The organism is Nitrosovibrio sp. Nv4, from assembly GCF_900215485.1.
GTDB lineage: Bacteria > Pseudomonadota > Gammaproteobacteria > Burkholderiales > Nitrosomonadaceae > Nitrosospira.
Map to the genome: position 1 here is coordinate 756,478 of NZ_OCMZ01000002.1, position 23,748 is coordinate 780,225.

General features: G+C 53.2%; 21 protein-coding genes. 8 read left to right on the top strand and 13 right to left on the bottom strand.

All coding sequences use genetic code 11. From position 1 onward, the window contains the following. Nucleotides 1-3: 3 nt before the first annotated feature. From CRO05_RS11695 to CRO05_RS11715, 5 genes are all read right to left on the bottom strand, one after another. On the bottom strand, nucleotides 4-1,794 hold the full coding sequence (locus CRO05_RS11695; RefSeq protein ID WP_097067957.1) for an autotransporter assembly complex family protein: 1,791 nt from the start codon (nucleotides 1,792-1,794) through the stop codon (nucleotides 4-6). A gap of 437 nt (nucleotides 1,795-2,231) precedes the next feature. After that, entirely contained in the window at nucleotides 2,232-2,900 is a 669-nt protein-coding gene (locus tag CRO05_RS11700) for a membrane integrity-associated transporter subunit PqiC (protein WP_097067341.1), read from the bottom strand. Beyond that, nucleotides 2,897-4,576 carry an intermembrane transport protein PqiB gene (locus tag CRO05_RS11705; protein WP_097067342.1) on the bottom strand — a complete coding sequence of 560 codons (1,680 nt, stop codon included), beginning with the start codon at nucleotides 4,574-4,576 and terminating at the stop codon, nucleotides 2,897-2,899. The genes CRO05_RS11700 and CRO05_RS11705 overlap by 4 nt, the downstream gene beginning before the upstream one ends. Beyond that, nucleotides 4,573-5,172: a paraquat-inducible protein A gene (locus CRO05_RS11710; RefSeq protein ID WP_235001474.1), complete on the bottom strand. Its 600-nt coding sequence runs from the start codon at nucleotides 5,170-5,172 to the stop codon at nucleotides 4,573-4,575. The genes CRO05_RS11705 and CRO05_RS11710 overlap by 4 nt, the downstream gene beginning before the upstream one ends. A gap of 94 nt (nucleotides 5,173-5,266) precedes the next feature. Further along, nucleotides 5,267-5,896 carry a paraquat-inducible protein A gene (locus CRO05_RS11715; RefSeq protein ID WP_097067958.1) on the bottom strand — a complete coding sequence of 210 codons (630 nt, stop codon included), beginning with the start codon at nucleotides 5,894-5,896 and terminating at the stop codon, nucleotides 5,267-5,269. A gap of 252 nt (nucleotides 5,897-6,148) precedes the next feature. Between CRO05_RS11715 and ftsH the strand changes: the two genes are divergently transcribed. Continuing rightward, nucleotides 6,149-7,984 carry an ATP-dependent zinc metalloprotease FtsH gene (gene ftsH / locus CRO05_RS11720; RefSeq protein WP_097067344.1) on the top strand — a complete coding sequence of 612 codons (1,836 nt, stop codon included), beginning with the start codon at nucleotides 6,149-6,151 and terminating at the stop codon, nucleotides 7,982-7,984. Between the two features lie 531 nt (nucleotides 7,985-8,515). Further along, complete coding sequence (locus tag CRO05_RS11725; RefSeq protein WP_097067345.1) at nucleotides 8,516-9,931, top strand: DEAD/DEAH box helicase; 1,416 nt, start codon at nucleotides 8,516-8,518, stop codon at nucleotides 9,929-9,931. Nucleotides 9,932-10,130: 199 nt separating this feature from the next. Here CRO05_RS11725 and CRO05_RS11730 read toward each other — a convergent pair whose 3' ends face one another. Together CRO05_RS11730 and CRO05_RS11735 are read right to left on the bottom strand one after the other, a co-directional pair. Then, the gene (locus CRO05_RS11730) at nucleotides 10,131-10,517 is read right to left on the bottom strand and encodes a group II truncated hemoglobin (protein ID WP_097067346.1); all 387 of its coding nucleotides are present in this window, start codon (nucleotides 10,515-10,517) and stop codon (nucleotides 10,131-10,133) included. A gap of 80 nt (nucleotides 10,518-10,597) precedes the next feature. Further along, nucleotides 10,598-11,374 carry an alkaline phytoceramidase gene (locus CRO05_RS11735; RefSeq protein ID WP_235001420.1) on the bottom strand — a complete coding sequence of 259 codons (777 nt, stop codon included), beginning with the start codon at nucleotides 11,372-11,374 and terminating at the stop codon, nucleotides 10,598-10,600. Nucleotides 11,375-11,460: 86 nt separating this feature from the next. Between CRO05_RS11735 and CRO05_RS11740 the strand changes: the two genes are divergently transcribed. Both CRO05_RS11740 and CRO05_RS11745 read left to right on the top strand, forming a co-directional pair. Next, entirely contained in the window at nucleotides 11,461-11,673 is a 213-nt protein-coding gene (locus CRO05_RS11740) for an antitoxin MazE family protein (protein WP_097067347.1), read from the top strand. Then, nucleotides 11,670-11,993, top strand: coding sequence for a type II toxin-antitoxin system PemK/MazF family toxin (locus tag CRO05_RS11745; RefSeq protein ID WP_097067348.1), 324 nt, complete (start codon nucleotides 11,670-11,672; stop codon nucleotides 11,991-11,993). The genes CRO05_RS11740 and CRO05_RS11745 overlap by 4 nt, the downstream gene beginning before the upstream one ends. A gap of 80 nt (nucleotides 11,994-12,073) precedes the next feature. On the opposite strand, the gene radA is transcribed toward CRO05_RS11745, so the two are convergent. Continuing rightward, on the bottom strand, nucleotides 12,074-13,423 hold the full coding sequence (gene radA, locus CRO05_RS11750) for a DNA repair protein RadA (RefSeq protein ID WP_097067349.1): 1,350 nt from the start codon (nucleotides 13,421-13,423) through the stop codon (nucleotides 12,074-12,076). 390 nt (nucleotides 13,424-13,813) lie between these two features. Here radA and CRO05_RS11755 point away from each other — a divergent pair, with 390 nt between their 5' ends. Both CRO05_RS11755 and CRO05_RS11760 read left to right on the top strand, forming a co-directional pair. Next, the gene (locus tag CRO05_RS11755) at nucleotides 13,814-15,472 is read left to right on the top strand and encodes an MFS transporter (RefSeq protein ID WP_097067350.1); all 1,659 of its coding nucleotides are present in this window, start codon (nucleotides 13,814-13,816) and stop codon (nucleotides 15,470-15,472) included. Between the two features lie 105 nt (nucleotides 15,473-15,577). Beyond that, the gene (locus tag CRO05_RS11760; RefSeq protein WP_097067351.1) at nucleotides 15,578-16,276 is read left to right on the top strand and encodes a pirin family protein; all 699 of its coding nucleotides are present in this window, start codon (nucleotides 15,578-15,580) and stop codon (nucleotides 16,274-16,276) included. 209 nt (nucleotides 16,277-16,485) lie between these two features. On the opposite strand, the gene tilS is transcribed toward CRO05_RS11760, so the two are convergent. Together tilS and CRO05_RS11770 are read right to left on the bottom strand one after the other, a co-directional pair. Beyond that, entirely contained in the window at nucleotides 16,486-17,931 is a 1,446-nt protein-coding gene (gene tilS / locus CRO05_RS11765; protein ID WP_097067352.1) for a tRNA lysidine(34) synthetase TilS, read from the bottom strand. Further along, nucleotides 17,900-18,868 carry an acetyl-CoA carboxylase carboxyltransferase subunit alpha gene (locus tag CRO05_RS11770; RefSeq protein WP_097067353.1) on the bottom strand — a complete coding sequence of 323 codons (969 nt, stop codon included), beginning with the start codon at nucleotides 18,866-18,868 and terminating at the stop codon, nucleotides 17,900-17,902. Before CRO05_RS11770 ends, tilS begins: the two co-directional genes overlap by 32 nt. A 225-nt stretch (nucleotides 18,869-19,093) precedes the next feature. Here CRO05_RS11770 and CRO05_RS11775 point away from each other — a divergent pair, with 225 nt between their 5' ends. Further along, nucleotides 19,094-20,218: a porin gene (locus CRO05_RS11775; protein ID WP_097067354.1), complete on the top strand. Its 1,125-nt coding sequence runs from the start codon at nucleotides 19,094-19,096 to the stop codon at nucleotides 20,216-20,218. Nucleotides 20,219-20,494: 276 nt separating this feature from the next. Further along, a complete protein-coding gene (locus tag CRO05_RS11780) occupies nucleotides 20,495-22,168 on the top strand; it encodes an ABC-F family ATPase (protein WP_097067355.1) in 1,674 nt (557 codons plus the stop codon). A gap of 64 nt (nucleotides 22,169-22,232) precedes the next feature. Here CRO05_RS11780 and ampD read toward each other — a convergent pair whose 3' ends face one another. The 3 genes from ampD to CRO05_RS11795 all read right to left on the bottom strand — a co-directional run bounded on the left by ampD (nucleotide 22,233) and on the right by CRO05_RS11795 (nucleotide 23,713). Further along, nucleotides 22,233-22,820 carry a 1,6-anhydro-N-acetylmuramyl-L-alanine amidase AmpD gene (gene ampD, locus CRO05_RS11785; protein WP_369831623.1) on the bottom strand — a complete coding sequence of 196 codons (588 nt, stop codon included), beginning with the start codon at nucleotides 22,818-22,820 and terminating at the stop codon, nucleotides 22,233-22,235. Nucleotides 22,821-22,853: 33 nt separating this feature from the next. Further along, the gene (locus CRO05_RS16045; protein ID WP_097067356.1) at nucleotides 22,854-23,093 is read right to left on the bottom strand and encodes a PP0621 family protein; all 240 of its coding nucleotides are present in this window, start codon (nucleotides 23,091-23,093) and stop codon (nucleotides 22,854-22,856) included. A gap of 329 nt (nucleotides 23,094-23,422) precedes the next feature. Then, nucleotides 23,423-23,713, bottom strand: coding sequence for a GIY-YIG nuclease family protein (locus CRO05_RS11795; protein ID WP_097067357.1), 291 nt, complete (start codon nucleotides 23,711-23,713; stop codon nucleotides 23,423-23,425). Nucleotides 23,714-23,748 lie beyond the last annotated feature (35 nt).

Below are 23,748 nucleotides of genomic sequence, written 5' to 3' on the forward strand. Positions count from 1 at the left end.
CTATTAAAACGCCACGGCGATCGAAAAATGCAAACGTAATTTACCGTCGTTGTGTGCCCGGGCGAGATCCAGAGCAAGCGGCCCGACAGGGCTGCGCCAGCGGATTCCGCCGCCATATCCAACATTCAGGTCCAGCCGACGCATAGTGTCGGCCGCGTCGCCAATGTCGGTAAAGATGGCTGCGCCCCACTCGCGCGTGAACCAGTGATTGTATTCAATGGTACCGGTAGCCATTGCCCGGCCGCCGACTATGGCCTGGCCTTCACGCACGCCTAAACGCTGAAAAGCGTAACCTCGTACGGACTGGATGCCCCCTGCCCGGAACAGGTATTCCTGGGGGATGCCGAATCGTGATGGAGCGAACGTATACCCCAACTCGCCACGCAGGAACAACACATGGCGGTCTCCCACGGGATACCAGGACTGATGCCTTACATAGGTGCGGATAAAATCCTGATCGGAGAGTAATTGCCGGCTTCCGCCGCCAACACGCAGTTCCGTTACGCTGCCATCCCGAGGAAACAACGGATCGTCCACTGAACGGTAGCGCAACTGCCCGTCCAATACGAAAGTCTGATTGACCTGTTGCACGCCGCCCGTTGGTTGCCGGTCTTCCCGTTGCCAGTTCAGCGCAAGCCGGGTTTCCGCCTTGCCGGAAAGTTGATTACGGCTAACACCCGCTTTCTCGCGTATGGTTTCCAGTTCCTGTATAAAAGTTCTCTCGACCCCTGCTCCCAAAGAAAACCACTGGCCCGCCTGGTCAGGGACGCTGTCGATTGTAGTAGAGAGGGTCTGCCGCTTTTGCTCTATGCGCAGCCCGCCGTTCAGGCGCAAAGCGCGATCCAGAAAGTTGTTATTTGTATAGCTGAGCTCGCCTCTGGCGCCGGTATTGGAACTGTAGCCTCCGCCGGCTGACACACGCTGCGCCTGAGCTTCCGATAAAACCACCTCTACGGGCGCTGCCTGATGGGTTGCCGCGCCAGGGTCGATGTTGACGGCGACTGAGCTGAACTGGGGTAAATTCTGTAATTTGGTCTGGAACGAAAGCAGTTGGTCCCGGCGATAGGGATCGCCTGTCTTGAATGGGACCAGGCCGGTGATCAGCGATGGGTCGTAGCGATTGAGCCCTTTGATCATCAGATCTCCAAAGCGGAAAGCGGGTCCGGAATCCAGAATTACCGATAAGCGCGCGGTGGAAGAAGCGGAATCCACCTCCGCCTTGCTTTCCTCTATCTCTGCCGCGGCATAATCTTCCCCTGCCACACTGGATAACAATATCGCTTTGGCTTCTTCCCAGGCCGGGGAGCGAAATGGTTGACCTACACTCAGAGACCAGGCAGCTCTCAGCTTCTCAATACGGGCGTGTCGACTGGGTTCTTCAGTTGCCAGATCGCCCTTGAACTCGATACTGACCTCCGTGACGAATGTACGGGGTCCGGGGATGACCTCCAGGACCGGAGTTTTACTGGATGGGTCGAGATGCAGGTTTATGGCAGGAGTGAAATAACCTTCGGTAGCGAGAAGTTCGCTTATTTCCCGCTGCGCCCGGCGCATGAAAGTGGCACGAGCGGTTTCATCCAGAATCGGTGCGATTGGCAGCTGAAAATGATTCTTCAGCAAATCCTGCAATGGCTCAGGAGCGGAAATCGTGACATGTGGCGAACTGTTTTTAGCCCCAAATTGCTGTGCCTCGGCCCTGCCATTCCCCAGGGTAAAAAGGATGAGCCACAGGATGAGCGCTGATATCCATATTCGCCCTGGACAGGAATGAGTGAAATATTCGGGGACAGACATGGCAAGCGGGATATCACGCCTTGGAAAACTGAGCCACAAACGCGTGAGATATTCGCGATTGTGACTGCAGTCAGATAGAGTTTTGGTATAGCTGCCCGGCAGGTATACGGCTGGAAAACTGGAATTCAGAAGGTACGTGCAGACAATCGACCGCAAAAGGGATAAAGGGATATTGCGGGATCAAATCGAAGACGGCCATGGCCGGCTGAACCGATAAGGGCGCTATCGGATAATACCTAGCCAAGCCCGACATCGCAACTATCCAAACGGAAGGGAGGACCAACTCTTGCCCGCAGGGTCCCAAGCGAGTTCCCAGGAAAGCTGCTTCTGGACTACAAGCCGCTCTTTTTGCCTGGAGCGGCAACCACGCGTAGAGAAGCTATCCTGTGCGGTATCAATGGCAAATGGTTGCGCCGCCATTTAGCCAAGAGAACGTGTCAATTAACCGTTTTATATGGCTTGCAGGTTACAGGATGGCCGGTATCCATTTCGATCAAATTCTTTGATATATCCTCTACCGCAGTCGACACGACACGCTGAATGCCCTTTACCACGCCCGAGATACCAGCGTCAACCGGCTCTGAAATCGCTGCATAACAGGCTGCGCTACGTGTGTCGGTCAAACGCGTTATCGCCCAGCTGAATCTTGCCTTTACCCTCTCGCCAACTACTGCGTCGAATTGGCTAAGCTCGATCGCAATTCGATAGACCGGCTGATCCGGCGCATGCGCCGGGCGAGCACCGCGTGCTTCGCTTATCGCCCCGGTTTGACCGGCAATGCCGGCAGCAAACGCGTCACGCAATTCGTCATTGAAATGCGATGCCCATCGGTCCTGTTCAAGGACGAAAAGCTGTGTTTCCTGTCCCAAACCCTGGGAGCGCACAATCAGTTGCGGACGGGCCAGCCGCTCGGGCACACTGACCGGCATCACCTCAATATAAACTGGTGTGATCGAGCGCGGCATCCTGTCTTCTACGGTAGATGGCCTGAACGGCGCCGATAGCGTGTAGAACCGGGTTTCCGGGACTGATGCACAGCCAGCAGCCCATAAGGCTGCCATTGATGCTGTCATTATGGCGAACACGCTGCGTGACAGACCTGTCATTGGTTATCCCCCCGCTTACCCCGAATCACGGCTTCAGGATGACGCTCGAAATAGTCGGTTAAAATTCTAAGTGAAGCAGCTGCGCGCGTCAGTTCCTGTAACGTCTGACGCAAATCCTGTTGAAGCGGTGCATCTTCGGACAGCGTACGCTCAGCGGCGTTCAGGGTTTTACGTACATCCTGCATCGCCACGGTAATTTCAGGCGCAACATCGTTATTCAATTTTTCCGCCAGCTGTCCGGTGCTGTCCAGTGTCTCCTTGAGCACTTTTAACGATTGCTGCAACTCGTCGCCAATCTGGTCGAAGGGCACTTTACTTAACTTGAGCGCTATCTCTGAAACCTGGGTTTGAATTTCGTCAGTACTGCTGGGAATGGTCGGCAATTGCAATAATGAACCGGGCGTATCCAAACCGGCCATATTTTCGGCGCTGCCTTTTTTTGCTGGAACGATCTTTGGAAAAAAATCGAGGGCAATATAGACCTGCCCCGTAATGAGGTTGCCGATTCGTAATTGAGCGCCCAGGCCGCGATTGATCATCAGGTGTAAACGGTGTTGCGGTGTCAATTTTGACTGTCTTTGATATTCGATGAATTTCCGACCCAAGCGCTCCGGATAAACTTCGGCAAGTACCGGCATACTGAATTCCTGTCGCGCAGGATCATATTCGATGCCAATCGATTTAACCTGTCCCAATACCAGCCCGCGGAAGCTTACTTCGGCGCCCGGCGTCAAACCACGTACGGACTGCTTGAAATTTAGCAATACCATCTGCGCCTGGCCATCCTGTTCTCTTAACGCTTCAGCCTGGTTTTCCGCAAGAACAAACGCAGTATTTTCTTTGGCGGGAGTACCGGGATTGTCTTCCGGTGCCTGAAACGAAAGACCACCGAGCACAACAGTGGCCAGCGCTTGCGTATTGAGCGTAAAGCCGCTGGCGTTTACTTGCATGTTGAAACCACTGGCATGCCAGAAGCGCGTATTAATCCCGACAAATTTGTCATAGGGAGCATTAACAAAAATACGTACGGTAATGCCTTTGCCGTCGTCATCCAGATCGTACGCGGCCACCTGTCCCACTTTGATGCGGCGGTAATATACAGGCGAGCCGATATCCAGGGAACCGATATCGTTGGCATGTAAAACATATTGTTTGCCCGAGGCATCGCGTGTAACGATCGGTGGCACTTCCAAGCCTGTAAAGTGGTCTGCTTTCTCTTTTGCGGCACCAGCGTCGGCTCCAATATAAGGGCCGAACAGCAACGTGCTAAGTCCGGATACGCCAGAGCCGGCAACCCTTGGGCGCACGACCCAGAAGCGGCTATCCGCCGCGGTAAAGCTTTTGGCTTCTTTCTTCAATAGTACGGTAACCAGCACCAGAGCGTGATCTTCGCTCAACGTGATGGACTGCACTGTACCGATTTCCACCTCTTTATATTTGACCTTTGTCTTGCCCGCTTCCAATCCCTCGGCAGAGTGAAATGTAATCGTGATTTCGGGGCCACGCTGGACCCAGGTCTGAACCGCCAGCGAAATGCCGATAACGGCCGCGAGTATGGGAATCAGCCAGATTAACGAGGGAATCCAGTCCCATTGCCGCTTCTTCACTGGCGCAGGTATCGCTTCTACCAGGTCATCTGCCACGTCATCCGTTGTTCCTGTCTTTTCTTTACTCATACGCGTTTCCGCGATTCCTGTTCATTAACGTCCCAGGTCAAACGGGGATCAAAACTGAGCGACGCAAGCATGGTCAGCACCACCACCGCAGCGAAAGCGGCTATACCCGCGCCAGCGTAGACCGTGGCGAAACCTTTGATCTGTACGAGTCCGGCCAGGAGCGTTACGACAAAAACATCGAGCATGGACCAACGGCCTGTCACTTCAACAAGGCGATAAAGTTTTGCTCGTTGCAAAAGACGCCAGTTACTGCCCCGCTGTGCCGTTATTAATAACAGAATCAGGGCTGCCAGTTTGAACAGAGGCACCAGAAAGCTCGCAATAAAAACGATGACCGCCAATATCCACGAACCGGAAACCCAGAAATAAATGATGCCGCTCATGATGGTGTCCGGCTGTTCCCCCAATAGGGAGGCGGTAGTCATGACAGGCAATGTATTCGCGGGAACATACATTATGCAGGCCGCAATCAGAAAAGCCCAGGTTCGGTTCACGCTATCCGGCTTTCGCATATGCAGCCTCGCACCGCAGCGCCCGCAGCGATCATGACCCTTGACATCTTTCCACAAGGTGGCGCAGTGATGACACGATACCATGCCCAGGCTGGCAGCAGTCCTGGCGGGCAATTCCTTCCCGGCTGATTCGCCCTTCAAGGTTTGTTTGACTGCTTGCGCTGTGTTCGGCGTGTTGTTAGCTGACATGGCTTCTCTCCGTTTTTTTCGACAAAGCCATCTTCCAGATATAGCGGGGATTAAAGGAAGACACGGCTGCAAGAAGGATTGTGAGGGCGCCAAAAGCCCATAGCGCAACGCCAGGCAATACGGTTGCCATATTGGTCAGTTTGACGAGTGCAACGATGGTGCCGAGCAGAAACACTTCCACCATGACCCAGGGCTGCAAGGTTTGAATCAAGCGCACCAGTAAATTGAAAGCCGGGTGATATCCGGATCGCGTGACTGAGGCAAGCAAATAAATCAAAACAAGAAGTTGTATCAATGGAAACAGAATCGTTGTGGCAAGCACCAGGGACGCGACGAAAGGCATGTCCGCGGCGTTCAAGGATAAAACCGAGCCTATGAGCGTGGTTCGACTGACGATACCCTGAAGCTCCATTTCAACAATGGGGAAGGTATTGGCAATGATGTATATCAAGAAACTGGCAATCGCCAGTGGCAAAACACGTCTGCTATAGGCGCTCATATCGCGCTCCAGTTCAGCGCCGCAACGACTGCAGAGCGCAATTTCATTGCGACCTGGCGCTGACCTGCTGTGAATTGCATCGCATTCTTCACAGGCGATCAAGTCTGCTACTTCCTGCATTTGATCCCTCGAGTTGGTTTTCAAGATCCTCGTAAAATAGGAATACGTCCAGGCCCTACCTATGATATCGCTTAAATTCATGACTTGTCCTGGATAAAACGCGCCCTGCTTCATGGCTTGGAATCCGGCATTTATCATCTGTGGCGCAATTCTGGACTGCGCCGTTGCTTGCCTGTTTTTTGCCATGTGCTACGCTGAAACAAACAGTTCTCCAAACTGTCTTTAAAAGGGGTGCATAGCAAGGAAAATTCAATGGACAAGAAAACGCAAATCAACTTTTGGTACATCATCATTGCGGTATTCGGCATTTTGCTGATACAGAATCTGTACTCGCAATATACGAAGGTTGAGCCTATACCCTACAGCCGCTTTCATACATTACTGGATCAGGACAAGATAGCGGAGATCGCGATAACCGAAAATCATATTTACGGCACGCTCAAGGAAGAAGGCTCGGATGGGTTCAAGGATTTCGTTACTACGCGGGTCGAACCCGAGTTGGCCGATAAATTGGATGAGCACAACGTTACCTATACCGGGGTGATTCAAAGTACCTGGATCCGCGACCTGCTGTCGTGGATAGTCCCCATGGCAATCTTTTTCGGGATATGGTTGTTTATCATTCGGCGCATGAATCCAGGCGGCATCAGCGGTGGACTGATGTCGATCGGCAAAAGCCGCGCAAAGGTGTTCGTGGAGAAAGAAACCAAAGTTACTTTTGCGGATGTGGCGGGCGTCGATGAAGCGAAGGAAGAGCTGGTGGAAATCATCAACTTCCTGAAGGACCCGACGGGATATAGCCGCCTTGGCGGTCGTGTGCCCAAGGGAATTCTGCTGGTGGGCCCGCCCGGCACCGGCAAAACCTTGTTGGCACGCGCCGTTGCCGGGGAAGCGAATGTTCCGTTTTTTTCGATCTCCGGCTCGGAATTTGTCGAGATGTTTGTCGGTGTCGGCGCGGCCAGGGTACGCGACCTGTTCGAGCAGGCGCGTCAAATGGCCCCGGCAATCATCTTTATCGATGAACTGGACTCGCTTGGACGAGCCCGCGGCGCATATGGATTGGGCGGCCACGACGAGAAGGAGCAAACGCTGAACCAGTTATTGGCTGAACTGGATGGTTTTGATCCAAAAAGCGGCGTGGTGCTGCTAGCCGCAACCAACCGGCCGGAGATCCTCGACCCGGCGTTGCTGCGTGCCGGGCGGTTCGATCGTCAGGTATTGGTGGATCGGCCCGACAAATTGGGTCGCGAGCAGATTCTGGCGGTGCATCTGAAAAAAGTGAAGCTCGACACCGATGTGAAGCCGGAGCAGATCGCGGCATTGACGCCAGGCTTCACCGGTGCGGATCTGGCGAATCTCGTCAATGAAGCAGCGCTGCTTGCTACCAGACGTAATGGTATATCGGTAACAATGGGGGACTTCAATAATGCGATTGAGCGGGTCGTTGCCGGCCTTGAGAAACGCAACCGCCTGCTTAATCCGGAGGAGCGCCGTGTGGTGGCATTTCATGAATTAGGACATGCGATGGTGGGACTGGCGTTGCCCGGCGCCGACGAGGTGCACAAGGTTTCAATCATTCCACGCGGGGTCGGCGCCCTTGGCTACACGATTCAACGTCCGACCGAGGACCGATTTTTGATGACGCGAGCGGAACTTGAAAATAAAATGGCGGTGCTGCTGGGTGGACGCGCGGCAGAGCGCGTGGTGTTCGGCGAGATATCGACGGGCGCCACGGACGATCTCGTCAAGGCTACTGATCTTGCCCGTGCCATGGTACTGCGCTACGGGATGAGCGACGCCCTGGGCAACGTCGCCTATGATCGGGAGCGGTCCGTTTTTCTCCAACCAGGCATACCCATGCCTCAGAGCCGGGATTACAGCGAGGAAACCGCAAACGCCATCGATAATGCGGTGCGCGCACTTGTGGACCATGCGCTGGAGCGTGCGGTAGCCATCCTGAAAGTCAACCGCGCACTGCTCGATCGGACTGCGGCAAAATTGCTCGAGGCCGAAACCCTGAATGAGCCTGAGATAGAAGCCATGAAGCGCGAGATCATCACCGGCTCAAAGATTCCGGCGATGGCATGACATTTGAAAGGGGCTTGAAGTAGTATGGGAAGGCAGCCCAGTTCGGCTCCCGCCTGTTTTTTTATTCGAGGAACAAAAATTCGAATAAAAAGTTTCTATACAGACTCTGATTCCTGTATACTCCGCGCTTCGATGAAAATCCCTTATATCTTGTAGGGCTTTTTTTCGGTTCATCGTTCCTGACCTCTCTTCGATTTTCAAGTCTCCAACGGAAATTGTGCGGTACCGTGGTTAGCGGCGATGTCTTATATGTGCGCTAGCGGTACTTTGCCCATTCGTTTCCAGGAGTCATATCCTGCTTGCGCGCGTTAGGGCGTATCTATAATTCGAAAGTTCCAGGCAGAAAGGCGGATGCGAATTGAGGGGCAATGCGCCTTCAACGCGGATTTCGAAGAAATTTTGAAGCGCTGCATCGTATTTCCATCGTAATTCATATGCAAGCGGCAAAATCCTTTTGAGCAATGCAATAAAGCCACGGAATCAGGATTTATAGATGCACCATATTTTTTCATTTAATAGGAAAAAAACAACGTGTCTTTTGAAAATCTGAATCTTCACCCACTCATTCTTAAAGCCATTATCGACTCGGGTTATACATCACCCACTCCCATTCAGGAACAAGCCATTCCGGAATTACTGGCCGGGCACGATATCATGGCCTCGGCGCAGACCGGCACCGGCAAAACCGCCGCATTCATGTTGCCGGCGCTGCATCGCCTTGCCACGCCTTCCGCAGTACACAGCCGTGGACCGCGTGTACTGGTGTTGACCCCGACGCGGGAGCTCGCGCTCCAGGTATCGGAAGCGGCCGCAAAATATGGTAAGCATCTGTCGCGTGTCAAGGTGGTGAGCATACTTGGTGGAATGCCCTACCCGCTGCAAAACAAGCTGCTCTCGCAGTCAGTCGATATTCTCGTCGCAACACCGGGTCGTTTGATTGATCACATTCAGCGTGGACGCATCGATTTTTCGCGCCTGGAAATGCTGGTGCTGGACGAGGCCGACCGCATGCTCGACATGGGTTTCATCGATGATGTGGAGCGAATCGCGTCAGCCACGCCTGCAACCCGCCAAACCTTGCTGTTCTCAGCCACCCTGGATAGCGCAATAAACAATGTTGCGGCGCGTCTGCTCAAATCGCCCAAGCGCATTCAGATCGCGACGCAGCAGGCAAAACTCGATAACATCGAACAGCGGCTGCATTATGTTGATGACATTTCGCACAAGAACCGTCTGCTGGACCATCTGCTTCGCGATATGGCGTTGAAACAGGCCATTGTCTTTACGGCGACCAAGCGCGACGCCGATACGCTGGCGGACAACCTTTCAGCGCAGGGGCATGAAGCCGCCGCGTTGCACGGCGATATGAACCAGCGAGATCGTACCCGCACGCTTACGAAGCTTCGTGGTGGTGGGCTGCGCGTTCTGGTAGCCACTGACGTCGCCGCACGAGGAATCGATGTGGCAGGCATAACCCATGTCATCAATTTCGATCTGCCGAAATTTGCCGAAGACTATGTGCACCGCATCGGCCGCACAGGTCGCGCCGGCGCATCGGGAATCGCGGTGTCATTCGCTTCGGGCAAGGATGGGATTAATCTGAAAAAAATCGAACGCTTCACTGGCCAGCGGATCGCCTCGCACGAGGTACCTGGTCTGGAGCCGCGATTCAAGCCACGCGTTGGCGCAGGCGGAGCATCCAGAAGCGCGCCGAGCGTCGCTCATAAACGTAGCCGTACGTGGTCGAACGATAACCCACGCCACACCAGTAGCGCCAACAGCGCCAACGGAAATTGGGATGATAGCCGCAACCGTTCACCGAGCGCTGGCCGGGGTGATACGTGGGGTAATACACGGGGTGGCGCAAGGGGCAATAGCGGCGGAAATACCCGGAGCAACTCGTTCGGGAACAGCAGCACTGCCAGCCCTTATTCCAGAACCAAGTAAGCCGATCCGCTCTGAAAATGGCCACATTGCCCAGATGAATGGGACAATGCGGCCGTTTGTTTTCATTCAGGACAGTAAGGTAAGATGGCCGCAGCTTGACGCAGCCATGAAATGGACATTCTGGTATAGCTTATAACCTCATTCGACCTTTCCAAAAAAATCATGTGAGAAGAACGACCTGAGAAGGGGCGATCGCTTGCTACTCCGGCTGATTTCGCATGAAATCCGCTGTCTGATCAAACGCCATGTCAAGTTTTTTGCGCAGTTCATCATCGAGTCCGATGTCCACCATTGCGCGACTCATACAAGACAACCACTGATCACGCTCGGGAACGCCGATAGGAAAAGGCATATGGCGGGTACGCAAACGTGGCTCGCCATATTTTTCCGTATATAAGGACGGACCGCCCGTCCAGCCGCAAAGAAACATGAACAGCTTCTGCCGGGAATGGGTCAAATCCTGCGGATGAAGCTTGCGGACGGCGAAATAGTCCGGATCCTCATCCATCAGATCGTAAAAGCGGTCGACAAGGCGGCGTATGGCTGTTTCACCGCCTATCCGTTCGTATGATGTCGCGACGTGCATTTGACTCTCTCCTTTTTCTTTGACAACCTCATAGCCTTATACTAAGCCATATTAAGCCATGCGGGAAAAACCCGCCTTATTCATGGCAGTGGCCTGCGTTTTCTCAACATGCGCACAACCAAGTAGATGGCCGCAGCGGCAAGCAAATGCTTTACGGTATGGCCGCTTATCACCTGTCCAATATCATAAATTGCCCGATCCCCGATTTCAGCCAGCTTGGCAATGGCATAGAAGGCAAGCGCCATATAAATACCAGACCCATGGGTATATCGCGACGGGAAGTAAATCCCGAGCAGAATAATAACCAGCAGTGAATAGAACTGCACGACGATATAAAAGTTCAGATTGCCGGCCCCGCGCTGCTTGCTCCAATGCCAATGCATCACGCTTCCCACGCCTACCGCAATCAGAACAGGCAGCAACAGCAATCCCGCCTTTGGATTGACCCGCTCGTTGAGCGCCGCAGCAAGCAGCGCCATTATGCCGATCGCTATCGGCAACCGATCCCACATCAATCGCTCATTGCCCGGTGCGAGGTGATAATAGGCTGAACCAATGCATGCCATCGCCACATTGAGGAAGAGAACCAGGTAGGGCCAGCGTTCCGATGAATCGACGAAAGCTTTGGCGATACGCGCTCCACCGGAGCATAGGAGAAAACCCAGACCCGCGATCCCGACAAGCAGAAAAGCGACGTTGGAAACAACATTGAAAAAATTGGGAATACCGAAGTAAGTGCGCTGATCCGCAAACTGATGATATTCAAGCGGTTGGGGAATTGGCGGAATAATCACTGCAAGCAGCAGCATGCCTGCGGAAAGAAGGCTCAGCATCCATAAGCGGCGCTTGTCATTCATGGATAATCCCACATCAATCGAAGCGTTGCATGTAACGATATTCTTGCTTATAATGTTGCATGTAACATAATTCCATGGAGGCGATTATGAGAACAACTACTTCAGCGCGTGTGCAAAAGTATCGAGCTGGGCTACGCGCCTCGGGTCTGCGCCCCGTACAGATCTGGGTACCGGACACTCGCCGTCCCGGCTTTGCGGAGGAATGCCGCCGTCAATCCCGCCTGTTGCGCGACGACCCGCACGAACTGGAAACATCAGCGTGGCTATCCGCCATTGCTGACACAGACGGATGGGAATGAGGCGCGGCGACCTGGTCACAATCTCGGTAAAAGGTGACTACGGCAAGCCGCGCCCGGCACTGATCATTCAGTCCGACCTATTCAATGAGCATTCGTCCGTTACCGTATTGCCCGTGACCAGTGTGCTTCGGGGAGCGCCCTTGTTTCGCATCACAGTACAACCAAACTCAAATAATGGCCTACTCAAACCGTCTCAAATTATGATAGACAAGACACAAACCATTCCCTGCGAGAAGATAGGTGGGGTTATCGGACATTTGGACGATGAAGCCCTACTAGCTATCAATCGCGCCCTGGTTGTGTTCCTGGGATTTGCATAATCTATTTTTTTTGGTGGCAACCAAAACAGCGTTGAAACAGTAGCTGGCAACCCCCTGACGGGAGCGCATTAAAGTATTTTTCACCGCATTTTCGCTACTGCATCGTCCACCCGATCCACCGCAATAATCTCGATGCCGGCAATTCCCTGCTTCGGCTTGTTGGCCTTGGGAACGATGGCCTGAACAAAACCCAGCTTGGCCGCTTCTTTCAGCCTTTCGAGACCGCGCTGGACTGGACGCACTTCTCCAGCCAGCCCCACTTCGCCAAACACCACCATCTTTTCCGGCAGCGGCTTGTTCTTGAGGGAAGAAACAATAGCAAGCAATACTGCCAGATCCGCGCCTGGCTCTGTTATTTTCACGCCACCCACCGCATTGACGAACACATCCTGATCAAAACAGGCAATGCCAGCGTGGCGGTGTAATACCGCCAGCAACATCGCCAGCCTGTTCTGTTCCAGCCCCACGCTCAGCCGTCGAGGGTTCGGCGCGTGGGCTTCATCCACCAAAGCCTGAATTTCCACCAGTAATGGGCGGGTGCCTTCCTGGGTCACCATTATGCAGGAACCCGGCACCTGACCGCCGTGGTGCGAAAGAAACAGAGCGGAAGGATTGCTCACTTCCCGCAAGCCTTTTTCCGTCATGGCAAATACGCCCAACTCATTCACAGCGCCAAAGCGATTCTTGAAGGCGCGGATCAGGCGAAAGCTGGAATGGGTATCCCCCTCGAAGTAAAGCACCGTATCTACCATGTGCTCAAGTACGCGAGGCCCGGCCAAGGTACCTTCCTTCGTGACATGTCCCACCAGAATAATACATGTGCCGCTGGCCTTGGCAAGCCGCGTCAGTTGGGCTGCGCACTCGCGCACCTGCGCCACCGAACCGGGCGCTGATTGCATGGCATCGGAATAAATGGTCTGGATGGAATCGATTACTGCTATATCGGGTTTACGCTCCGTCAGCGCTGCCTGGATTCTCTCCAACTGGATTTCCGCCAGCAGATGCACCGCCTTTGCATCCAGCGCCAGGCGCTTTGCCCGAAGCGCCACCTGCCGCGCCGATTCTTCACCACTCACATACAGCACGTCGCGCATAACGGACATATGACATAGCGCTTGCAGCAGCAGTGTCGATTTGCCGATTCCCGGGTCTCCTCCCAGCAGTACAACCCCGCCATGCACCAGACCACCGCCCAATACCCTGTCAAATTCGGCCACACCAGTGGAATAACGCTCTTCCTCCCCCGCCTCCACCTCGCTCAAATTCTGCACCTGGCCGGTTTCGGATACGGGAGTAAAACGCGATACCGTTTTCTCCGCGATTGCCTCGACCAGCGTGTTCCATGCCTGACAATGCGGACACTGACCCTGCCATTTCAGAGTCTGGCCACCACATTCGGTGCAGGAATAAGTGGATTTTGTTTTAGCCATTTTCAAGAAATTAACATGCCGTAATCCGCATGACTGCGATCCAGAGCCAGATCGATCCTTCATCTGTTTCTGGGCGACAGCACGACGGCGCATGCCAATTCTGCTCAATCTGTTTTTCGATCAGCCATATATCGCCCATATCATCTCCATTAGTTTGATACTTTGATTACCATTCTAACTCGTTCACAAAGCGTGGCGGGACTGGCGTTTAACCGCGCTACTGATTCTGTGCTCCCTGCGGCATGTACTGATATTCCAACGCCATGCTACAAACGAAGAAGCTGCGTCTCGAAAACTTGCTTCGAATAAGAGCTTGCTATTTAGATTGAATTGTTTATAAATGAAAACTACGCAGAAAAAATGAAGCATTAAAAAACTATTATTCCCTTGATGAGCAATCCAGCCGCAGATACCACCCCGAATACCTCGAACATTTCGAATCCCGGCGTATACTCGCCGCTCAAATTGCCCGTTTTTCGGGTTTTCTGGTTTGCCGCGCTCGGTTCCAACATCGGCACCTGGATCAATGTAGTGACATCCGGCTGGGTAATGACTGACCTGTCGCCCTCGCCCGTAATGGTGTCCCTGGTGCAGGCAGCAACGTCCCTGCCGATGGTACTTTTCGCGCTGGCGGCGGGCGCCCTCACCGACATTGTGGATCGCCGCCGCTATCTGCTCATCACACAAATATGGATGGCACTGACGGCGGCGATACTGGCTGTACTTGCCGCCACGGACCAGATTGATGTGTGGAATCTGCTGATCCTGACATTCGCCCTCGGTGTCGGTGCATCAATGGCCACGCCCGCGCTGAATGTTACTGCGCCCGAGCTCGTTCCCAGAAATCTGTTGCCTCAGGCTGTTGCCTTGAGTTCGCTGTCAATGAATCTCTCCCGTTCTATTGGCCCTGCCATTGGCGGCCTGTTGCTGGTGCAGTTTGGAGCATGGGCGGCTTATAGCGTTAATGCTATCTCGTTTATCGGCATGATACTGATGTTGTGGTACTGGAAGCATGAGCCGGCTGAGCGATCTCTGCCGCCCGAGCGCTTCTTCCAGGCGTTGCGTGCCGGCCTGCGCTATGCGCATATGGCGTCGCCTTTCCGCGCTGTGCTGATTCGCGCCACAGCTTTCATTCTCTTCGCAACCTCCGTATGGGCACTGCTCCCGCTGATTGCACGAGTCGAACTGGCGGGAGGACCAGGAACCTATGGACTTCTCCTGGCCTTTGTCGGCATTGGAGCGGTTGGCGGCATTATTATCCTGCCGCGGCTACAAACGCATATCTCCCGGGATCGACTGGTGCTTGTCGCAAGCATAGTTTATGCCTTGACGGCTGCGGCCCTCGCGACGATCCGCAGCGAAGCGGTTTTGTATGGCGTTATGGCTGCTTGCGGCGCGGCGTGGGTCGGTGTCCTCTGGTCTCTGCAAGTAGCCGCGCAGATTTCGGTTCCAGCCTGGGTCCGGGGACGCGCGTTATCGCTCTACATTATGGTCTTCTCCGCCGGCATGGCGCTCGGAAGCCTGCTATGGGGTTGGGTGGCAGCCCAGACCAATATTCCCGCTGCATTGCTGCTGTCCGCTACCGGGGCTGTGCTGGCCGCCCTGGCCGTTCGTGGGTTCAGCCTAGGAACACAAGAGGCCCCCGATCTGGCTCCATCTTACCATTGGCCGCCCCACCCGCCAGAAGCGGAGGAGCTGGACAAACGTCGCGGCCCTGTACTGGTCACCATCGAATATGAAATTGCGGTGGAGCAACGTGAAGCATTCCTGGAGGCAATCCAGCCGCTCGGTGCCATCCGGCGGCGCGATGGCGCATTTGCCTGGGGCGTTTTTGAGGATATTGCCATGCCCGGCCGTTATGTCGAATTTTTCCAGCACGATTCCTGGCTTGATCATTTGCGCCAGCATACTCGTGTCACCCGTGAGGACCAACGCGTCCAGGAAAATGTTCTCCGTTTTCATACCGGGAGTGCAGCACCCAAGGTATCCCATTTTGTCGGAGGCGCGCCGACGGCATCCACGGACAGCTCAATGGCAACCGGTCCGTAAAACCGCAGCCGACCTGCTGGGCTTATTTTTTTCCCGGCTGCCTGACAGTATGATGTGCCGGTGCGTGTCTAGTCTTCAATCTTTATTCATACAAGGAGAATATTCATGATGGAAATACGTCGAGCCCAGGAGCGTGGACATGCCGATCATGGATGGCTGAATTCCTGGCACAGCTTTTCTTTTGCCGATTACCAGGATCCCGAACATACCCAGTTTCGTGCGTTGCGCGTCATCAATGATGACACCGTCGAGCCCGGCGGCGGTTTCGGCACGCACAGTCACCGCGACATGGAAATCGTCAGCTACGTGCTGGAGGGGGCCTTGGCGCACAGGGACAATATGGGTAATGGTTCTGCCATTCATCCGGGCAGCGTACAACGCATGAGCGCTGGCACGGGCGTACAGCACAGTGAATTCAATACTTCATCAAGCGAACAGGTCCATTTTCTGCAAATATGGTTCCTGCCCAATAAAACGGGTATCCCCCCAGGCTACGAAGAAAAATATTTTGATGATGCGGCAAAGCGCGGCAGGCTATGTCTGATCGCCTCACCGGATGGCGCTGATGGCTCTGTAAAAATTCACGCTGATGCAAAGATGTTTGCCGGGCTGGTGGATGACGGAGAACGCGTAGAGCATACGGTAGCAGACGATCGTTTTATTTATGTCCATGTTGCACGCGGCAGCGTGTCACTCAATGGCACGCTTTTGCAGGCAGGCGATGGTGCCAAACTTACCGGAGAAAACCACCTGATTCTCGATCAGGGGAGGAAAGCAGAGGCGCTTGTTTTAGAGTTGTGGTAGAGCCTATCTTGACTGTATCCCGCTTGGAATTCTGCAACGTCGCCCTATTGTCATTACTACCAGCCGAATAAAGGATACAGATGTCATGTGACAGAGAGCCCCATACGCCGCTCAGGGCTGGTTTGAACGGATTTCGCGTCGAGCGGAATGACGAACTTGTTATTTAATCTGTGAAACACACCTTTGCCGAACATGATCCCCGAGAAAATTTATGATACCTTCTCACCGGTTAAAACAAGGTCTGGAGTAGGCTGCCACTCCACCAGCAAGCCGGGCTCTCCGGCTACCGCTTGAAAATCGCAATCCACACCGATTCCCGGCACACAGACGAGACGTTCTTCGCTGAATATCAGCGGCAGCGCTTCCCGCTCCCATGGGGGTAGCGACGCTTCCCTTAGAAGGTTTTTGAGACTTCGGCGCGGACGGTTGCAATCCGGGCGCAAACGCTCCCCGCCGCGACGCGGTCGTATTGTGACTGCCTGCCCGGAGAGTTTTTGCAAGTTGAGCCCCGCGCCCTCGTGGCGCGTTAATTTGAGGGTGCCGCCAAGCTCGGCGATGGTGAGTTCCTGCTCTCCTTTCCATACCAGCCGCCATTCCGTCACTGGTGAGGTACCTTTTCTCAACGAGCGGGCGCTGCGCACGTGAACCTCCCCCTTGAAGCAGCGAACCTCGGTATTTCCGAAAATCAAATGCAATTTTGTATCGGGACGCGAAGACAGCATTTGCCGCAGAATTTCTTCCAGCTTTATTGTGCTGGGCAGAATCGCGCCCTGCTGCGCCAAGATGTAGCGCAATAGATTTTTGGCGCGCAAAAAACCCAGGTTCCGCAAGTCTTCAACGTGCAGTTTTCCCGGGACGACACATGCCTTGCTGTCGGCCTCGGCCAGTTCATCCAGCAGGCAGGATGCCTCCGCCATATGCCGGCTTGCGCGCATGAAAGTAGTGCGATAAGAAGGGAAACGCTTTTCCAGCAGGGGGAAAAACTCGTGACGCAGGAAATTCCGGTCGAAAGAGATGTCATCGTTACTCTCATCGGTAATCCACTGCAACGCATGTTCGCTGGCGTAATCCTCGATTTCACGCCGCGACACTTCAAGGAACGGGCGCAGTATTCGGGGTCGACCTCCTGACAACTCTGACGTTCCGGCTCCGATTCCTTGCTTATTGATTTCTGCTGCAAAGTGACGAACTACCGGCATGGCTCCCAGCCCCCTCACACCCGCGCCACGCAGCAATTGCAACAGCAGCGTTTCAGCCTGGTCATCCAGGTGCTGAGCCAACACTACATAATCCGCTTTCAGTTTTCCGAATACCCGATAGCGCTCGTCGCGAGCGGTAGCTTCAAGGCTGACCCCAGGTTCCTGGTTGATTTTCAGCCTGACAACTTTAAGCGGGACGCCGCTGGACCGGCATAGATTGCGGCAGAATATGCTCCACTGGTCTGCATTAATGCTAATGCCATGGTTGACATGAATGGCAGAGAGCGAAAACTGCATTTGGGCCGATAGCGGAACAAGAAAATCCAGCAGAACGACCGAATCCACTCCGCCGCTCAACGCTACAGCCAGATGATTGCCGCACTGAATTTGTTCACGCAAAACATTTTCAGCCTTGCTGAAAACACTATTTGATTTTGACTTCCTTGAATTTGCCATATCCCATCAGTCGCTCAAAGCGTTTCTCCAGCAGCAACTGTGTGGAGTAATCCTGCAAGTGCCTGAGCGATTCCTGCAACTCCTTCCTCACGGATTGCATGATAGTCATGTAATCGCGATGGGCACCGCCAGGAGGCTCGCTGATGATCTTGTCGATCAGCCCCATGGTCTTGAGGCGATGAGCAGTGAGGCCCATGATCTCGGCGGCTTCGGGCGCCTTGTCAGCACTTTTCCAGAGGATAGAAGCGCAGCCTTCGGGAGAAATGACGGAATAAGTCGCATATTGCAGCATCTGTACCACATCGCCCACCGCCACTGCCAATGCTCCGCCAGAACCGCCTTCCCCCACAATGGTGCAGATCACCGGCACTTTCAGTTCCGCCAGAACATAGAGATTTCTTCCGATGGCCTCGGACTGACCACGCTCTTCGGCGCCAATACCCGGGTAGGCACCGGGAGTATCGATGAAGGTAATCAGCGGCACACCGAATTTTTCCGCGAGACGCATCAGGCGCAGTGCTTTACGGTAACCCTCAGGCTTGGGCATGCCGAAATTACGATGAATTTTTTCCTTGGTATCGCGTCCCTTCTGATGGCCGATCACCATAACGGACTGACCGTTAAACCGCGCCAATCCACCGACAATTGCATAATCATCGGCAAAACTGCGGTCACCGTGAAGCTCTTCGAAATCCGTAAACAGATGCTGGATATAATCAAGCGTATAAGGGCGTTGCGCGTGTCGGGCGACCTGTGAAATCTGCCATGGTGTGAGCTTTGCATATATGCTGTTGGTAAGCGAATGGCTTTTCTTCTGCAGACGCAGGATTTCGGCTGAAATATCCACCGCCGAATCGTCCTGTGCAAAACGCAATTCTTCTATTTTTGCTTCAAGCTCAGCGATAGGCTGCTCGAAATCCAGAAACGTAATTTTCATGGAGCACGGGCATAAATTGAAACGTGCAATGATACAGGAATACCAAAACACCGACGACTGTATCAGGAACGAATCAAACCGTTACGATTTCATATTCTCCGAAGCAGGTATATCGACAGCAAATTTAGCTTGATGCCAAGGGTTCTTATAGGATACGCATGTGTTAATGCGGCTGTCGGCTGAGGTCAAAAAACATCCGGACACCTGACATGAGAATTAACCTTAATGTTAAGAAACTCTTTCAATCCGATCGTTGCTACGCTTGTCGCGTTGGGCATCTGTCTGCTGACAAGCGAGAAAACCCATGCACAGCATGGCGCCGGAATTACCCGCAATCTCCTCTCCCCATTAACCGTTAGCGGTTACGTCGAAACATATTATGGCGTTGATTTCAATAGACCTGCCAACGATAGAAGGCCTTCCTTTTTGTATAATTTCACCAAGGATGAGGAAGTTTCGGTAAACCTGGCTTTCCTGAAAGGTTCGTACAACGCAAACAATATCAGGGCAAACCTCGCGTTAGCGGTCGGCAGCTATATCAATGCCAACTATGCAGCTGAGCCTGGGATATTGGGAAATTTTTATGAAGGTAATATTGGCGTAAAGCTGTCTAAAGAAAATAACCTGTGGCTGGACGTGGGTGTCTTCCCCTCACACATCGGTTTTGAAAGTGCAATGGGGAAAGAGAACTGGACTTTAAGCAGAAGTATCATGGCAGAGAACACGCCTTATTTTGAGACAGGCGCCAAACTCGGCTATAGATCAGACGATGAAAAATGGTTCTTCAGCGCATTGGTTCTGAATGGCTGGCAACGCATCAAACCTGTGGAGGGGAATACTCTGCCCGCATTCGGCACCCAGGTTATTTATACGCCTTCCTCAGGAATAACCCTGAATAGCAGCACATTCATCGGCACGGACAAGCCTGACGATGCGAGGCAAATGCGCTACTTTCATAATTTCTACGGTATTTTCAAAATAAATAGTGCTCTTGCTGCAACGCTTGGTTTTGATATTGGTATCGAGCAAAGAAACCGGAATTCCTCAGCCATGAATACCTGGTTCAATCCAACGGTTATCCTGAGGTATACGCCTACCGCAAAAACCGCCATTGCCGTCAGGGCGGAATATTACGATGACAGGTACGGCGTAATCATTGGCTCCGATACGCCCAATGGCTTTAAAACCTGGGGCTTATCAACCAATTTCGATTACCACGTTACGAATCACATATTGTGGCGTATAGAAGCGAGAACATTGGGCAGTAAAGATCGCATTTTTACCCGAAATGATGGTCATACATCGGATAGAAACATATTTCTGACAACATCATTGGCCATCAGTTTCTGATGCGGCATCTCAAGGGTAATGGGTAATGGGTAATGGGTAATGGGTAATGGGTAATGGGTAATGACAATAATAATGGAGCATATTCGTCATCAAATAAATCAAGAGACCGAATCCGTTCCTAACTGAGCCATTTCAAATAATGCACGTTGCGGATGCATGCCGCTTGACATTACTTTTCGCCCGCCTGGCCGACAGCCCAGCGCAAATGAATTCGGAATTCACTGAAGAAACGTATAAAATAGAGGGTTTTTCCAAATCCTTTCCAAGGAAAAAGCTTTGATCACCACAGCCAACATCACTATGCAGTTCGGGGCCAAGCCCCTGTTCGAAAACGTCTCGGTCAAATTCGGCGACGGCAACCGCTACGGTTTGATCGGCGCCAACGGTAGCGGCAAATCCACATTCATGAAGATTCTGGGCGGCGATCTGGAGCCGAGTTCCGGCAATGTCAGCGTAGACGCCGGCGAGCGGGTGGGCAAGTTGCGCCAGGATCAGTTCGCCTTTGAGAACTGTCTCGTGATCGATACCGTAATGATGGGGCACGATGAGTTGTGGCAAGTGAAACAGGAGCGCGACGCGATTTACGCCAATCCTGACGCCACCGACGCCGACTATATGCATGCCGCGGAACTCGAAGCGCGCTTCGCCGAATTGGACGGATACTCCGCCGAGGCGCGTGCCGGCGAACTGCTGTTAGGGGTCGGTATTCCATTGCCGCAACACCAGGGACCAATGAGCGCGATAGCACCCGGATTCAAGCTCCGCGTCCTGCTGGCGCAAGCATTATTTGCCGATCCGGACATCCTGCTGCTGGATGAGCCGACCAATAATCTCGATATCAATACCATCCGCTGGCTGGAAGATGTAATCAACACAAGCAAGAGTACCATCGTCATCATTTCGCATGATCGCCACTTTCTGAACAGCGTCTGCACACACATGGCTGATCTGGATTATGGCGAAATCCGGATTTATCCCGGGAATTATGACGACTATATGACCGCGTCCACCCAGGTGAGGGAGCGCATGCTGGCCGATAACGCAAAGAAGAAAACCCAGATCGCGGAATTGCAATCGTTTGTCAGCCGCTTTTCCGCCAACGCATCCAAGGCGCGACAGGCCACGAGTCGCGCGCGCCAGATCGAGAAGATAAAACTGGAAGATGTGAAGCCATCCAGCCGCCAGTACCCCTACATTCGTATTGATGTGGACGAGCGTGAAAAGCTGCATCGCCTGGCGGTCTCCGTGCAAAGCATCAGCAAGCATTTCTCGGGCATGGAAAAGCCGCTGCTTCAGAAATTCAGCCTTAACGTCGAAGCTGGCGAGAAGATCGCCATCATTGGTCCCAATGGCATTGGCAAGACCACGCTGCTGCGCTGCCTTGCCGAGGATTTGGCTCCGGACGCGGGCGAGGTAAAGTGGGCGGAGAAAGCGCGCCCTGGTTACTTCGCGCAGGATCATGCCGCCGACTTTGAAGCGGAGATGTCGCTTACCGACTGGATGACGCAGTGGCGGCGCGAACACGATGACGACCAGACTGTACGCAGCGTCCTCGGACGACTGCTGTTTTCCGGCGACGAAGTCAAGAAATCGGTAAAGGTCATTTCGGGGGGAGAGGAAGGACGCATGTTGTTCGGCAAGCTCATGCTGCAACGAAACAACGTGTTGCTCATGGACGAACCAACCAATCACCTGGACATGGAATCGATAGAATCCCTGAACGCCGCGCTGGAGAAATATACGGGCACACTGATTTTCGTTTCTCATGACCGGGAATTCGTGTCATCACTGGCCAGCCGTATCGTTGAAATGAAACCGGATGGGATCACTGATTTCAAGGGCAGTTACGAAGACTATCTACGGGGCCAAGGTGTCGGTGCGGATAGCGCTGGCGCGCGTGGTGGCAGTTCAACGCCATCCAGGGAAAAACTTCGGGCGTCGTCCAGGTAATTCGTCGAGGCAATTCATCGAGATAACGCTTCCCGAGAGTTATCTCTAACAGAGAAATGTGGACTCAAGCCAGCCCGGTGCGGTAACGATCCCAGTCGAAACAAGGACCGGGATCGGTCTTTCTGGCTGGTGCGATATCGGAATGTCCCACAATGTCGGTAATGGGATAGGTCTTTTGTAGTGCCCGAGTAAGCACTGCCAATGCTTCATATTGGGTATCGGTAAAAGGCATGGTATCGCTGCCCTCAAGCTCTATCCCGATGGAAAAATCATTGCAGCGACTCCTTCCCTGCCAGCACGATTCTCCCGCGTGCCAGGCGCGCTTTTCGCAAGGAACGAACTGGATGGTCTCGCCGTCCCGCCGGATGAAAAAATGCGCGGAAACCTGCAGGCCGCGGAGAGTCTGATAATAGGGATGAGCTTCGGGATCGAGTTTGTTGGTAAAAAATTCCACCACCCCATCACCGCTGAACACCTCGGGGGGCAGGCTGATATTATGGATCACCAGCAGGCTTATCGCGCACCCGGCCGGACGTTCGTCGCAATTGGGTGAAAAAACAACACGTACATTGTGCAAGTAATCCGTTGCATCAACTTTATTGATTCGCTCGTTCCTGCACTCTGCTTCCAGTTGTTCGTATGCTGCCTTCACTCTTCTTGAATCGCTTTTGTTTGGGAAAGAGAACTACGGTTGCAAATGTAAACGCCGATGCTCTTCGCTACAAAAAAACTTGCCTTCCGAAGCGATGCTTTCACTTCTGGGCAAATGCACGCCGCAATGGGTACAGCGAACCATATCCTCTCCCTCAAGGGATGACGATTCCCTATGCACTTCTTCGTCCCGCTTTTTAAGCGCGCGCCGATAACTTCTTATTACCCAGAAAGCCAGTACGGCAATAAGAGCGAAAAATAGCAGTCTACCCAATGCGCCGCCTCCGTTGACGTATCAAAATCGGCCATATCCCGTTTAAAAGTATAATCACATTCTACTGGTTGTATGGTACTGCGCAAGCGTCATACGCAATGGCAGATGTTTTCAGAAAGGAGGAAGCATAGCGTTGATCGGAAAGTATTGCGATCGGCTAAACAGCATCACTTGACCCATTGATTCGCATCATTTGAGCCATTGTCCGTATCCCATTGCGCCAATGCTTTGAAGACGACAAAGATAATTCTGCTGGATCGTCGAATCACAGCTTTGTGATCCAAGGGGGGTCATACCCGCGAAAGTGAGAATCCAGTCAAATCCAGTCGCTAGACGATGTCCTGCCATAAATCTCGCCATAGAGGATTGGTCTTTTCGATCAATTCAATCTTCCAGGCTCTGTTCCACTTCTTGAATTGTTTCTCGCGCTGGATTGCCTCGACCATTTCGTGATGCATTTCGAAGTAAACGAGCGTATGCACACTATATCTTCGGGTAAAGCCTTCCACCAGATCATTCTTGTGCTCCCATACCCGCTTCACCAGGTCGCTGGTCACACAGATGTATAACGTGCCGTTACGCTTGCTTGCCAGTATATAGACGGCAGGATTCCGTTCCATTCAACCATATCCACGACTGTCATTCCCGCGAAAGC